The 13,238-nt window shown below is 40.4% G+C and carries 12 protein-coding genes; 2 read left to right on the top strand and 10 right to left on the bottom strand.

Features of this window, described 5'->3' with window-relative positions; translation table 11 throughout:
- Positions 1 to 8 precede the first annotated feature (8 nt).
- The 4 genes from kdsA to rfaE1 all read right to left on the bottom strand — a co-directional run bounded on the left by kdsA (position 9) and on the right by rfaE1 (position 4,059).
- The gene (gene kdsA / locus EHO65_RS13715; protein ID WP_135626673.1) at positions 9 to 860 is read right to left on the bottom strand and encodes a 3-deoxy-8-phosphooctulonate synthase; all 852 of its coding nucleotides are present in this window, start codon (positions 858 to 860) and stop codon (positions 9 to 11) included.
- Positions 860 to 2,476, bottom strand: a complete 1,617-nt coding sequence (locus EHO65_RS13710) for a CTP synthase (protein WP_135775150.1) — start codon at positions 2,474 to 2,476, stop codon at positions 860 to 862. The genes kdsA and EHO65_RS13710 overlap by 1 nt, the downstream gene beginning before the upstream one ends.
- Before the next feature lie 81 nt (positions 2,477 to 2,557).
- On the bottom strand, positions 2,558 to 3,052 hold the full coding sequence (rfaE2, locus tag EHO65_RS13705; protein ID WP_135775149.1) for a D-glycero-beta-D-manno-heptose 1-phosphate adenylyltransferase: 495 nt from the start codon (positions 3,050 to 3,052) through the stop codon (positions 2,558 to 2,560).
- Positions 3,049 to 4,059: a D-glycero-beta-D-manno-heptose-7-phosphate kinase gene (gene rfaE1, locus EHO65_RS13700; protein ID WP_167482033.1), complete on the bottom strand. Its 1,011-nt coding sequence runs from the start codon at positions 4,057 to 4,059 to the stop codon at positions 3,049 to 3,051. Before rfaE1 ends, rfaE2 begins: the two co-directional genes overlap by 4 nt.
- A 62-nt stretch (positions 4,060 to 4,121) precedes the next feature.
- On the opposite strand from rfaE1, the gene EHO65_RS13695 reads away from it, so the two are divergent.
- A complete protein-coding gene (locus EHO65_RS13695) occupies positions 4,122 to 4,736 on the top strand; it encodes an LON peptidase substrate-binding domain-containing protein (protein ID WP_135775148.1) in 615 nt (204 codons plus the stop codon).
- Positions 4,737 to 4,917: 181 nt separating this feature from the next.
- Here EHO65_RS13695 and EHO65_RS13690 read toward each other — a convergent pair whose 3' ends face one another.
- Genes EHO65_RS13690 through EHO65_RS13680 form a run of 3 tightly spaced genes read right to left on the bottom strand, consistent with a single transcriptional unit; the run spans position 4,918 to position 7,990 of the window.
- Positions 4,918 to 6,171, bottom strand: coding sequence for a C40 family peptidase (locus tag EHO65_RS13690; RefSeq protein WP_135775147.1), 1,254 nt, complete (start codon positions 6,169 to 6,171; stop codon positions 4,918 to 4,920).
- The gene (locus EHO65_RS13685) at positions 6,168 to 7,460 is read right to left on the bottom strand and encodes a peptide MFS transporter (protein ID WP_135775146.1); all 1,293 of its coding nucleotides are present in this window, start codon (positions 7,458 to 7,460) and stop codon (positions 6,168 to 6,170) included. Before EHO65_RS13685 ends, EHO65_RS13690 begins: the two co-directional genes overlap by 4 nt.
- Positions 7,433 to 7,990, bottom strand: a complete 558-nt coding sequence (locus EHO65_RS13680) for a cob(I)yrinic acid a,c-diamide adenosyltransferase (RefSeq protein ID WP_135775145.1) — start codon at positions 7,988 to 7,990, stop codon at positions 7,433 to 7,435. Before EHO65_RS13680 ends, EHO65_RS13685 begins: the two co-directional genes overlap by 28 nt.
- Positions 7,991 to 8,299: 309 nt before the next feature.
- Here EHO65_RS13680 and EHO65_RS13675 point away from each other — a divergent pair, with 309 nt between their 5' ends.
- Positions 8,300 to 9,151 (top strand): flagellin N-terminal helical domain-containing protein, encoded by an 852-nt coding sequence (locus tag EHO65_RS13675; RefSeq protein WP_135775144.1) that lies wholly within the window; start codon positions 8,300 to 8,302, stop codon positions 9,149 to 9,151.
- Between the two features lie 82 nt (positions 9,152 to 9,233).
- Here the strand turns inward: EHO65_RS13675 and EHO65_RS13670 are convergent, their stop codons facing one another.
- The 3 genes from EHO65_RS13670 to EHO65_RS13660 all read right to left on the bottom strand — a co-directional run bounded on the left by EHO65_RS13670 (position 9,234) and on the right by EHO65_RS13660 (position 13,230).
- Entirely contained in the window at positions 9,234 to 9,542 is a 309-nt protein-coding gene (locus EHO65_RS13670; protein ID WP_135775143.1) for an LIC_10421 family protein, read from the bottom strand.
- Between the two features lie 118 nt (positions 9,543 to 9,660).
- Positions 9,661 to 9,924 carry a BufA2 family periplasmic bufferin-type metallophore gene (gene bufA2 / locus EHO65_RS13665; RefSeq protein ID WP_135775142.1) on the bottom strand — a complete coding sequence of 88 codons (264 nt, stop codon included), beginning with the start codon at positions 9,922 to 9,924 and terminating at the stop codon, positions 9,661 to 9,663.
- An 18-nt stretch (positions 9,925 to 9,942) separates the two neighbouring features.
- Positions 9,943 to 13,230, bottom strand: a complete 3,288-nt coding sequence (locus tag EHO65_RS13660; RefSeq protein WP_135775141.1) for an efflux RND transporter permease subunit — start codon at positions 13,228 to 13,230, stop codon at positions 9,943 to 9,945.
- Positions 13,231 to 13,238: the final 8 nt, after the last annotated feature.

The raw sequence follows: 13,238 nt of genomic DNA, 5'->3' as shown, positions 1-13,238 counted from the left end.
TATATCGATTAGCGGTTTAGGATTTCCTGTTTAACGTAACGATCTAAACCGACCAATTCCTTTAATAAGGATTTAATTTCAGAAAGAGGATACTGTGTGGTCGCATCCGAAAGTGCCTTTGCAGGATCAGGGTGCACTTCCATAAAGATACCTTCTATCCCAAGTGCCACGGCACTTCTTGTCATACTAGGGATATATTCTCTTTGTCCTCCTGTGATATTTCCGGCAGCTCCAGGCAATTGTGCGGAGTGAGTTGCATCGAATACCACAGGAATATCATAACTATGTAATATAGGAACGGTTCTTCCGTCGAAGACTAAGTTCCCATATCCAAACGTGGTCCCCCTTTCGGTGACCATATATTTTTCGGAACCGGATTCTTGGATTTTCGTTTTGATATGTCTACAGTCAGAAGGAGCTAAGAATTGTCCTTTTTTGACATTCACCCATTTTCCTGTTTTAGCGGATTCTGCAATCAGGTCTGTTTGTCTACTGAGGAAAGCAGGGATCTGGTACATATCGATTACATCCGCAAGAGGCCCCACTTGAGTTGTCTCATGGATATCGGTTAACACTGGAACATTAAATTTTTTCTTAATATGCTCTAAGTGTTTGATCCCTTCCGTAAGTCCCGGACCTCTATAAGAAGTAACAGAAGAACGATTTGCTTTGTCGAAACTACTTTTAAAAACGTAAGGGATCCCAAGTTCCGTAGTGATCTCTAACATTTCCGCACAGACTTTTTCGAGTAAGTCCCTGTTTTCCATCACGCAAGGACCGGCGATGAGGAAGAATGGATTCTTTCCTCCTATCTTTTTACCGCTTAAAAAATCCCTTTCTTGGGCTGTTTTATCGCTCATTATGCCTTCCTTGCAAATTTGACCGCGGCACGGATGAATCCGGCAAATAACGGATGCGGTTTTGTAGGTTTTCCGGTAAATTCAGGATGGAACTGAACTCCTATAAACCAAGGGTGTTCCGGAATTTCTACGATTTCAATCAGGTTTTCATCTGGAGAAATGCCTGAAAGGATCATTCCTTTCTCTTCAAATCGTTGTTTGTATTTGTTGGTAAACTCGAATCTATGTCTATGTCTCTCATAGATCAGCTCTTGTTTATATTCATTGAATGCTAACGTATTCTTTTTGATCTTACAAGGATAAGATCCTAAACGCATCGTTCCACCCATTTGATCAATATCCATCTGCTCTTCAATCAGAGATATTACCGGATCTGGAGAATCCGGTCTGAACTCAGTGGAGTTCGCATCTTTTAGACCCAATACATTTCTTGCGTATTCAATTACAGCACATTGCATACCTAAACAAATCCCGAAGAATGGAATTCCTTTAGTTCTTGCGTATTGGATCGCTGCGATCTTACCTTCTATTCCTCTATCTCCGAATCCACCTGGAACTAAAACACCATGTGCGGATTTTAAAACATCCTTCACATTTGTTTTATCCAGCTTCTCAGGATCTACTTTGATAAATTCTACGTTTGCTTCGTTTGCAATTCCGCCATGAGATAAACTTTCGTAAACGGAACGATATGCATCATGAAGAGAAATATACTTTCCAACCACTGCTATTTGTACGGTTTGTTTTGCGGAGTGAAGACTTTTTATGATCTTCTCCCATTCCGTAAAATTGGATTTTCCAAGTTCGAGTCCTAATGTTTTTAGAACCACTTGATCCAATTTTTCTTCCTTATACATTTTAGGAATTTCGTAAATGGAAGTGCTAATGTCGGAGGCGGAAATCACATTCTCTTCTTTCACGTTACAGAAGGAGGAGATTTTGCCTTTCATTTCTTTAGGCATAGGTTGGTTCACGCGGCAGATCAAAATATCCGGTTGGATCCCGAGTGCCAAAAGTTCTTTCACTGAGTGTTGGGTAGGTTTTGTTTTTGCTTCACCTGCTACTGTGATGGTAGGAACTAAAGTAACATGAATGAACAAAACTTGAGTAGGCCCATGCTCATATCGCATCTGACGAATCGCTTCTAAGAATGGAATGGACTCGATGTCTCCCACTGTTCCACCGATCTCTACGATCACGAAATCAGTTGCATTTTCTCTTGCGAGAGTATAGATCCTATTTCGGATCTCGTTTGTGATATGAGGAACAACCTGGACTGTTCTTCCCAGATAATCCCCTTTTCTTTCTCTTTGGATTACAGTATTATAAATTTGTCCTGTAGAAACAGAGTTCTTACGAGTGAACTTGGATTTGGTAAATCTTTCATAATAACCTAGATCCAAATCAGTTTCTGCGCCGTCTTCGGTCACATAAACTTCCCCGTGTTGGTAAGGGCTCATAGTTCCAGGATCAATATTGATGTAAGGATCCATTTTTTGAAGAGAAACGGAATATCCCCTACTTTCCAAAAGGCATCCAAGGGCTGCAGCGGATACACCCTTTCCAAGGGAGGAACAAACACCTCCGGTCACGAAAATAAATTTAGTTTTGGACAAACCGAACTCCTACCTGCTGAACAGAGTTTTCTTCAGTCTCGGAAAATCCAACTCGGAATTTCGAAGAATTGGGAAGTAAATCTAGGGTTTTTGGCGAATACGTCGGATCAGATCCGTGCTGGAAAATCCAGGAACAAAGGGTAGAATTCTAACTTCTCCGCCTAATTTGCGAACAAGAGGAGTCTCAGGAAGTGCTTCCAGATCATAATCTCCCCCTTTTACGTGAATATGAGGTGCTATTTGGGAGATAAGTTCCAAAGGAGTATCTTCCGAAAACACGCTAATGTAATCTATAAAGGAAAGACAGGAAAGAAGAAGTGCTCGATCCTCTTCTGGATTTACGGGACGTTCCGGACCTTTTAGTCTTTTGACAGAAGAATCTGAATTGATCCCTACCCAAAGAACATCACCCAAATCTCTTGCTTGGGAAAGGTAAGTAAGATGTCCTTTATGAACTAGATCGAATACTCCGTTAGTAAAAACGATCTTTTGATTAGAACGAACCTTCTCCGATACATTCTTAGCTTCGTGAAAAGGAATAATTTTCTCTATACAAGAAGAGAAAGAAGATTTCACTGAAAACTTCCTCTTTTCTCAAGAGCTTCTAAAAGTTCCTCTAAAGAAACAGTTTCTGCACCAAGCTTACCTACGACTACTCCTGCTGCCGCATTGGAAACAATTGCTGCTTCCAATTCTCCTAAACCTGCTGCCAAGAAAGAAGTATAGACTGAGATCACAGTATCCCCTGCTCCAGTCACATCGAAAACTTCTTTAGCAACTGTAGGGATATGATAGGTTTTGGATTCAGAAGAAATATAAAGGCTCATTCCTTTTTCTCCACGAGTGATCATCATAGAAGGAGAATTTAGATTTTCTGCGATCTTTTTAGCAGCTTCTTCTACTTCCGCATTTGTTTCTAATTTTTTACCGAGAGCCTTTCCTGCCTCATGATGATTTGGGGTCATCACTGTTGCTTTTTCGTATTGGAAAAAATGGGAAACTTGTGGATCCACGGTTACGATCTTTTTATGTTGAACAGCGATATCGATTGATTTGCGGATGAGACTTGCTGTCAAAGTTCCTTTATCATAATCGGAAAGAACAACCGCATCTGCTTCTTGAATGATCTTAGAAAAACTTTCTAATAAATGTTTTTCTTCCGAGTCAGTCAGAGGAAATGTCTCTTCTCTATCTATACGACAAACTTGTTGGTGACCGGCGATGACCCTTGTTTTTAGGATCGTAGGAACTTTTTCAGAACGTATAATTGTGTTTTTAGAAGAGATTGTATTTTCTGTGGAAAGAAGATCATCCAGAGTTTTAGCAGCAGAATCGTTTCCCGCTCTACCAAGCACAAAAGATTGAACTCCTAGACGGGAAAGATTTTTTACTACGTTCCCCGCTCCACCCAAAGTTGTTTTTTCATTCCTCACCCAGACCACAGGAACGGGTGCCTCCGGAGAAATTCGATTCACTTCTCCGATCAGATACTCATCTAAGATGAGATCTCCGATGACTACAATTTTAGTGGTTTTTAATTTAGAAGCCGCTTCCAAATATCGCTTTTTATCTAAGTAGTACAATTTTAAACCGGTCTTACAATTTGATTTGCGTTTTCACTTCAACAGGTTAGGATAAATCCTAGGTGTCAAGAACTACAATTCCGATCTTTCCTCTTCCTGAAGTCATCTTATTTCCAGGCACATTTCTTCCTCTTCATATTTTCGAGCCTAGATACAGGATGATGTTGGATTATTGTTCCGAGTCCGGCGAAGAAATGGCTATCGCTCCTATTAAAATGGAGCCAGGTAATTTAAAAAATCCTCAGCCCGAAATCGAAACTATTTTTGGTTGGGGTACAATCGTTCGAAGAGATCCGCTTCCTGATGGAAGATCTAATATTCTACTCGAAGGCAAAGGTATCGCAAAATTAGAATCGTACGACACGATGGAACCCTTCCGTATCGGAATTGTAGAAAAATTAGAACCTGATTCCAAATATATAGAAGATAAAATATTTGTAGAGATCTTTGATAGGATCTTATATCTCACTAAACGAATTTTGCTTTCAGAAGGTGCCAAAGAAGAATTGATCCTCCGAATGAACGACCTCTGGTCTCATCCTTTCCCCGTTGATTTTATTTCTTCGATCCTAAATTTCAATTTTAAAAAGAAACAGGAAATCCTTTCCAGTACAGATCAGATTCTTAAAGCACAACTACTTGTAGACATTGTAGAAGAAATGAACCTCGGAGAATAGTTTCGCACCGAGTTCACAGAGGACTCGGAGTTTTCTGCACGCCAAGGCGCTAAGAAAAGAAGGTATAGGTTTTGAAATCCCTAAAAATCTCTTCTAAACTTCGTGGCTTCGCGTGAAACCCGCCTCTGTGATCTCCGTGGGCTCTGTGCGAAAGCGCTGTGTCTCTCCTAAACTCCGTGCCTTAATTCACAACTTTCTTAAATACTCTGCGCGAAAGAACGAAACGATCCAACCACCATTTCATTCTGATCTTATCGATCACCACTCCGCGGGTGGAAGAAGCATGCGCAAATTCTTCTCCATTTAGGACCATTCCCACATGAGTCACTTTGGATTGGTTGGGAGAAGCAGAAAAAAAGATTAAATCTCCGGATCTCATCTCATTATGAGAAACTCCGGTTCCCATTTTAGTTTGAGCACTGGAAGCACGAGAAACCATTCTTTCAGGAACACCGATACGACCATCCGTCAAAACTCTAAAAGTGAAACCTGAACAATCAGTTCCGGTTTTTGCAGCATTCGCCCATTTGTAAGGAGTTCCTACCCATTCTTTCGCAACCTTTTGTAGGATTGGTGCAGATAAAGTTTCCCAAGTTTCTTTTGCAGGTTTTTCCGGTTCTGTCGGTTCTCCTGGTTCAGGTAAATTTGGAACTAAAGGAGGATCAGGCAACGGTTCAATTCTTGGTCTGTCACCTATTACGATCCCGCCAACTTCTTCTAAAGAAGTTTCTACTGCGCGAGCAGAAGCAAATTTTTGCGAAGAGGTGACCTTCTCTCCTTCATGCAATTTTTTTAAATTAGAAAGGAGAATAGTGGAAGCTCCATCCAACTTTGAATCAAGCACTGCTTTGAAAGTAGTTTCCGTTTTTGCAAAAGGAATACTTCTACCCTTTGCAGGGAATTGATTCAGGATCTTAGAAGCTAAACGGTTTTCAGGGAAATCTACTAATTTACCTGCGATGAGCGCTCTTCCACCTGCGAGTACTGAAAATCCGTCCCATTTTTTTTCCATGGCGGCTTCTACAAAACGATTTCGGACTTCTTCTCTAATTCCTGCTTTTTTGGTTTCTTTAAAGTACAAACCTATATAGCTAAAATCTTCTTTCGATATTTCTCTTTTAGAAACAACTGGGATTGCGTCTTCTGCCTCTTCGAAAGTGAGTCCCTCTTTGACTGCGAAATCCAGATTTACAATGAGTTCTGCCGTTTTTTCCGGGGTCACACCTTCTAAGATTGCCCAAGGGATTACATTTTTAGTGATCTTTAGGACTTCCTTACTTCCAGCTCTTTGTCCTAATTTTTGGAAAACAGAGTTTTTGATCAGAAGTGTTTGAGATTTGTCCCAATCGCTTTTAAGCAAATCCTCAAAAGGATCTGCAAATATTGAAACGGAGAATAAAAAAAGAAGTGAAACTACTAAGATCCGAGCTTTCATTTTACGCCATGCATCCAAGATTCTAATTTTTTACGGAACGAAAATAGACCGATCGCGGTGATTATAGGAAGAAAGAAGAAGATCAAGAAAAATCCCGACAAAGATTCTCTTCCTCCCATGAACCTAGTCAGTTCTCCAGCAAGCACATGAGCGAAGAAGTTTGCTAAAAACCAAAATCCCATCATCATAGAGGCGACTTTTACTGGAGCCAATTTTGTAACTAAGGATAGACCAACCGGAGATAAAAACAATTCTCCGATTGTTAAAAGTAAAATGGAAAGAATGATCCAAATAGAGGAAAACTTTTCAGTAGATCCAAAAGTTACCAAGGAAAGAAGAAGATACCCTAATCCTAAGATTATCAGTCCTAAGCAGAACTTAGTCACTGTGGAAATATGCCTTCCTGATTCTTCGAATTTTTTCCAGATCCATGAAACTACCAATGCCAAACTCACTACAAAAAGTGGATTCAAAGATTGGTAATTTGCCGCAGGGATTTCCCAGCCTAGAATATTTCTGTCCACGTATCTATCGATGATCAGGCTCAAAGAAGAACCGATCTGTTCGTAAGAAGCCCAGAATGTTATGGTAACTGCGGAGAAAACCAGGATCGCAAAAATCCTTTCTCTGTTTTGTTTAGGATCTTCTTCTTTCGAATCCGATGGCCCTTGATTTCCATTTGTCAAGAATGCGTCAGGATTCACTCTTCTTCCTAAAAACCCAAAAATAATAAGACCGATGAGCATTCCGACTGCTGCAATCCCGAATCCATAATGCCAACCTTTGTATTCTGCAAGATTTGCACAGGCCCAGGTTCCTAAGATAGCTCCTAGGTTGATCCCAAAATAGAATATAGTAAATCCAGAATCTTTCAGTTCAGGCTTACCTTCTAATTCGTAAATTCTTCCTACAACAGTGGAGATACAAGGTTTGAAAAAACCGTTTCCTGCGATTAAAAGTCCTAAACCCAGATAAAAAGTCCAAAGGCCATTGAATGCCAAGGAAAGATGACCGAACATCATGAGGACTCCGCCCAGGAAGATGGAACGTTTATATCCTAAAAATCGGTCCGCAAGTAAACCTCCTAAAATCGGGGTAAGATATACGAATCCATTATAAAATCCGTATATTCTACCCGCTTGGGCGTCTTGCATTAAAAGTTCTTTGGTCAAAAATAGAACGAGAAGTGCTCTCATTCCGTAAAAAGAAAATCTCTCCCACATTTCCACGAAGAAGAGAACATATAAACCTTTGGGATGAGTTATTTGCCTTTGGCTCTGGATTTCCATTCTGGTTCCGGGATTTTAGATTCAAAATTTGCATATCGTGCGGCTACGAATAGATGATCAGAAAGTCTGTTCAGGAATCTAAGATTTTCTGCAAAGACCTCGTGACCTTCTTCTTTATAATGTACTAGGTCTCTTTCTAATCGTCTAGCCAAGGTCCTGGAAACATGCAAAAAAGAAGAGGCAGACGATCCGCCAGGAAGGATAAAATTTTTCAAAGGAAGAAGCGAATCTTGCCAAAGATCTATCTCCTTCTCTAATTCGGAAATATCCTCTTCTAGGATACAGGAAGAATCATCCTTCTTCTTATATCCCGCAAGTTCTGATCCCAATTCAAATAGTAAATTTTGGATCCTCTCCAATGAATCTTTTAATTTGGAATCTTTTGTTAGGAAAGAAATTGCGACTCCTATAGCAGAGTTCAATTCGTCTGCGGTTCCGTATAATTCTACCCTGGGATCCGATTTAGAGACCCTGGTTCCGGAAGCTAAGGATGTGGTTCCAGAGTCTCCCTTTTTGGTATAAATTTTCATGATTTGGCCTGAATTTAGGGGACAGAATCCGAAAAACTTCTGAAAATTCCCGCAAGAAAAGCAGTTTTAACGGAAAAAAAGTTGCGAAATAGCTAAAGTGAATGGTAGAATGAGAGCAGATTTTTCCTCTTTTGGATTATCGTCGATTGCGACTTTAGTCTTTAGGAAAAATCGTAAAAAAAATCTCCCCACAAAAATAAGGGAGTGAAATTCGCAGTGGATATCCGGGTTGCCCGGGAGGCTCTCTCCTCCTAAAAGCCCGGCTCATGGTTTGGACGGATCCAAACTCTAGCTACAGGGAGGTTGTTGATGATTATCAATCACAACATCAGCGCTCTTCGTGCAAATAATGTACTGAAGACAGTTAATCACGACCTGGACAAAACCACAGAAAAATTATCAACCGGTATGAGGATCAATCGTGCCGGTGATGATGCATTGGGATTTGCAGTTTCCGAAAGGATGCGCACCCAAATTCGTGGTCTTGCCCAGGCAGAAAGAAACGTAATGGATGGAGTTTCATTCATTCAGGTTACCGAAGGTAATCTGGAACAAGTGAATAATATTCTCCAAAGATTGAGAGAATTATCCATCCAAACTTCCAACGGGATTTACTCGGATGATGATCGTAAACTCGTTCAACTGGAAGTAGACCAACTCATCGAAGAAGTGGACAGGCTGGGTAAATCTGCCGAGTTCAATAAAATTCGCCCATTGAGTGGAGCCTACTCTAAGGATTCTAAAAATCCGATCCAGTTGCATGTTGGACCGAATCAAAACGAGAAGCTGGAAATTTTCGTGGATGCTATGAATGCAGGTGCTCTTCAATTGGAGACAAACGGTAAAAAGCAGACTTTGTCTACTCCCGCTTCTTCCAATGCGATGATCGGTATTCTGGATAACGCGATCCAAAAGGTGAATAAACAAAGATCCGATTTAGGAGCTTATTATAACCGTTTGGAAATTACAGCAGAAGGCCTGCAGTCAAACTATATCAATATGGTTTCCGCTGAAAGCCGAGTAAGGGACGCGGATATGGCGGAACATATCGTGGACTATACCAAGAATCAGATTTTAACCAAAAGTGGGGTTGCAATGCTTGCGCAAGCAAACATGAGACCTGAACAAGTGGTAAAACTTCTGAGTGAAAGATTCGGATAATTTAGAATAGATTTTCTGAAAATTCGAAGAGACCCGTCCGAGAAGGACGGGTTTTTTATTACAAGAGTGTAAATTCGTTAATTTAGAATTTATCCGCTTGTGCTTTGTAAGCTGCTGCTTCTTTGTCACAATGATCGGCTAGTTTTTTATATTTATCCTTCTCTGCTGCATCAGCGGTAGCTTTCCCACCGTGGGATTGACCAGCTAAAGATTTATACTTTTCTGCCAATTCCTTATGGTCTTTAGCTTTTTTGTTAAAATAATCTTTTGCGATCTTTTTTAGATCCGGAGTGGTTGCTTCCGCGATGAGAAGATTGTCCAGATCGGTAAATGCAGAAATATTACCTGCCAAGATCAGGGAAAACAGAATGGTTGCTAAGGTTTTTTTCATAAAAACTCCTAAATATATGCCCGCTAATTTTACGGGTTTCTTGTTTGATCGTCAATATTAAATTGATAGAATTTATATTAACATTAAGTGAAATGCGAATTGATATATGTCGTAAAATTTAAGACTTTTTGAAAGTTCCTTTTTTTGCATCGCATTCTTTTTTCGTTAAGGAGATCCAGCCCTTCCCTTTGCAAGAGTTTTGTCCAGAGCAAGAGTTTCCGTTTGTATGACAGTCACTTTTTCCCTTGCAGGAATTGACCCCATGACATTCTCCTTTTGTGTTATCTGAACCGGTGTCCTGTTTTTCCGAATATACTTCTCCGGATAAAAATAGTCCGGAGAGTGCAGCTCCAATGATCAGTTTTTTTGTAGTATTGTTCATTATTTGTTCCCTCAAATTTTAAATTGATTTCGCTCTTCTTTTCTTGGTTAAAGGAAGGACAGGTAAAATATCTCCCAGCTTTCCCTCTTTCCAAAGCATGTATATTGGAGGATATACTAGAAGTTCCAGGATAAAACTGGTTACTAGTCCCCCTACCATAGGAGCGGCGATCCTTTTCATCACATCCGAACCTGTGCTTGCAGACCACATGATTGGTAGAAGTCCCATCATTGCAGCAAGAACAGTCATGATCTTAGGTCGTATCCTATGCACAGCACCGTGTATGATCGCTTCTATTAACTCTTCCTTGGTTCTTAATCTTCCTTTTTTCTTTGCGTCTTCATAGGAAAGGTCCAGATATAAAAGCATAAACACTCCCGTTTCTGCATCCAATCCCATGAGAGCGATCATTCCAACCCATACTGCTACTGAGATTTGGTAGTCCAGAATATAAAGAAGTCCAACCGCTCCAATCAGTGAGAATGGAACCGCCAGAAGTACGATCGAAGTTTTAATATACGATTTTGTATTGAAGTATAATAATAAAAATATGATGAAGATTGTCAAAGGTAGAATGTACATCATTCTTTCCCGGACACGTATCATATTCTCATATTGACCGCTCCAAACTATCGAATATCCAGGAGGAAGAAGGATCGATTCTGAGACCTTCTTTTTTGCCTTATCTACAAAACCTCCAATATCCGAGGTAGAAGGATCCACATACACATAACCTGCCAAAAATCCATTCTCATCACGGATCATAGAGGGACCGGTTTTTGCTCCTATACTTGCAATTTCTGAGATTGGAATATGTCCGAATTCTTTTGTAGGAACCAAAATCGTTTTGATCTTTTCCAAGGAATCACGTAGCTCACGAGGATAGCGCACATTTACTGAAAAACGTTCTCTACCTTCTATGGTTTGAGTGATCGGTTCTCCTCCGATGGCTGCCACAATGATTTGCTGAGCGGTCTCCACTGATATATTATATCTTGCTAATTTTTCCCTTCTTAAATTCAGATCTAAAAAATAACCGCCGGCTGTTCTTTCCGCAAATACGCTTCGAACATTTTTGTCCGTTTTAAGAAGTGCTTCTATTTTGATCCCAATAGATTCTATTTCTTCTAAAGAAGAGCCTAAGATCTTAATTCCGATAGGAGTCCTCATACCGGTGCTAAGCATATCGATACGAGTTTTAATCGGCATGGTCCAGGCGTTTGTGGCTCCAGGAAATTGCATTTCCTTGTTCATCTTCTCCACTAATTCGTCTTTGGTTAGTCTTTCCGATATAAATGGAAGAAACGGGTATTGGAAGATCCTTGGTAAATTTGAATAGAACCTATCCGCCTTCCTCCATTCATCCTGAGGTTTGAGAAGTATCACAGTTTCCATCATAGAGAATGGCGCCGGATCCGTAGCAGTATCCGAACGTCCTGCTTTTCCAAAAACACGTTTCACTTCGGGAAAACTTTTCAGTTTTTTATCCATCGCGATCATTAGTTTTTCAGCTTCCGCTACAGAGATACCGGGTAAGGTAGTTGGCATGTAGAGAAAAGATTCTTCATAAAGTTGAGGCATGAACTCAGAACCTAAACTGAAATACACGGGAACAGTCAGAATTACTAAGGTAAATGCAGAAGCTATAATCGTTTTCGGTCTATGAAGAACATAGCGACAAGCGGGTTCATAAAATCTGAATAATATCTTACTGACCGGATGTTTCTCTTCCGGATAATATTTTCCTACGAACATTGTAGTAGCTATTTTGGAGAAAAGAGCATTCTTGAATTGGAAAGGCTCCATTCTTGTGAATAACATTCTAACAGCCGGATCTAAAGTGATGGCCAAGAATGCGGCAACCGCCATCGCGATATTTTTAGAATAAGCTAGCGGTCGAAATAATCTTCCCTCTTGGTCGACAAGTGTGAATATAGGAAAGAAGGCCACAGCGATCACAAGCAAAGAGAAGAAAACGGAAGGTCCTACTTCGAGCAGGGCTTCTAGACGGACTGCATGGTAATCTCCAATCCTCCCCCCTGCTTCCCATTCTTCTAATTTTTTATAAGCATTCTCTACTTCTACAATTGCTCCATCCACGAGTACACCGATTGAGATAGCCATTCCAGCTAAAGACATGATATTCGCATTGATATCCAACAGGTTCATTGGAATGAATGCAATGATCACCGAAATCGGGATCGTAAGAATTGGGATAATGGCAGAAGGAAAATGCCATAAAAAGATGAGTATCACGATCGAAACAATGATCATCTCTTCTATTAATTTGAATTTCAGATTGCTGATCGCATGTTCTATCAATTCAGATCTATCGTAAGTGGTGATTAATTCTGCTCCTTTTGGAAGATTCTTTTTAATTTCTTCCAATTTGGTTTTCACCCTTTCGATTACAGAAAGTGCATTTTCCCCATGACGCATGACTATGGTGCCGGCGACCACATCCCCTTCTCCATCTAAATCAGCGATCCCTCTTCGAATATCCGGACCGAATTGGACTGAAGCCACGTTTTTCAAAAGTACAGGAGTTCCATTTGCATCCGTAGAGAGTGGGATATTCTCTATATCAGTTAAGGAAGAAAGATATCCTCTTCCTCTGACCATATATTCGGCACCGGAGATTTCTAATAGTCGACCTCCGGTTTCTTGATTACTTTCTCGAACCTTCTGGATCACAGTTTCGAAATCCACATTATAAGATCTTAATGCATTTGGATGAATAGTTATTTGGTATTGTTTTTTAAACCCACCGATCCCGGCTACTTCCGAAACTCCCGGAACAGAATTTAACAGGTAACGTAGATGGAAATCCTGGTAGGTCCTTAGATCTACGAGTGAATTATTCCCTGTTTGGTCGATCAATGCATACTGGTATACCCATCCGACAGCACTCGCATCCGGACCCAATTCTGTCTTTACTCCTGCGGGCAGTAAAGGTTGTATCCTAGAAAGATACTCTAAGACCCTAGATCGGGCCCAATAGATATCAGTTCCATCTTGGAAAATGACATATACATAAGAAAAACCGAAATCTGAAAACCCACGAACTACCTTGATCTTAGGCGCACCTAAAAGAGAAGTAATGATCGGATACGTTACCTGGTCTTCCATGATATCTGGACTTCTATCCCAACGAGAATATACAATTACCTGAGTATCTGAAAGATCCGGGATTGCATCCAAAGGAATCGTTTTCATGGACACATAAGATGCGACAAGTATTGCTAAAGTGACCAGAAGAACCAAAAACTTGTTTTCTGCAGAAAAGCGAATAATGGATTGTATCATATTCAGTT

The organism is Leptospira andrefontaineae, from assembly GCF_004770105.1.
Classification (GTDB): Bacteria; Spirochaetota; Leptospiria; order Leptospirales; family Leptospiraceae; genus Leptospira_B; species Leptospira_B andrefontaineae.
This window is presented reverse-complemented; position numbering and strand designations above follow the sequence as displayed.

What these genes read in the sequence shown, in the direction of transcription:
- kdsA (WP_135626673.1), bottom strand. Translation starts at nt 860, where the DNA reads ATGAGCGATAAAACAGCCCAAGAAAGGGATTTTTTAAGCGGTAAAAAG.
- EHO65_RS13690 (WP_135775147.1), bottom strand. Translation starts at nt 6,171, where the DNA reads ATGAAAGCTCGGATCTTAGTAGTTTCACTTCTTTTTTTATTCTCCGTT.
- EHO65_RS13685 (WP_135775146.1), bottom strand. Translation starts at nt 7,460, where the DNA reads ATGGAAATCCAGAGCCAAAGGCAAATAACTCATCCCAAAGGTTTATAT.
- EHO65_RS13680 (WP_135775145.1), bottom strand. Translation starts at nt 7,990, where the DNA reads ATGAAAATTTATACCAAAAAGGGAGACTCTGGAACCACATCCTTAGCT.
- EHO65_RS13675 (WP_135775144.1), top strand. Translation starts at nt 8,300, where the DNA reads ATGATTATCAATCACAACATCAGCGCTCTTCGTGCAAATAATGTACTG.
- EHO65_RS13670 (WP_135775143.1), bottom strand. Translation starts at nt 9,542, where the DNA reads ATGAAAAAAACCTTAGCAACCATTCTGTTTTCCCTGATCTTGGCAGGT.
- bufA2 (WP_135775142.1), bottom strand. Translation starts at nt 9,924, where the DNA reads ATGAACAATACTACAAAAAAACTGATCATTGGAGCTGCACTCTCCGGA.
- EHO65_RS13660 (WP_135775141.1), bottom strand. Translation starts at nt 13,230, where the DNA reads ATGATACAATCCATTATTCGCTTTTCTGCAGAAAACAAGTTTTTGGTT.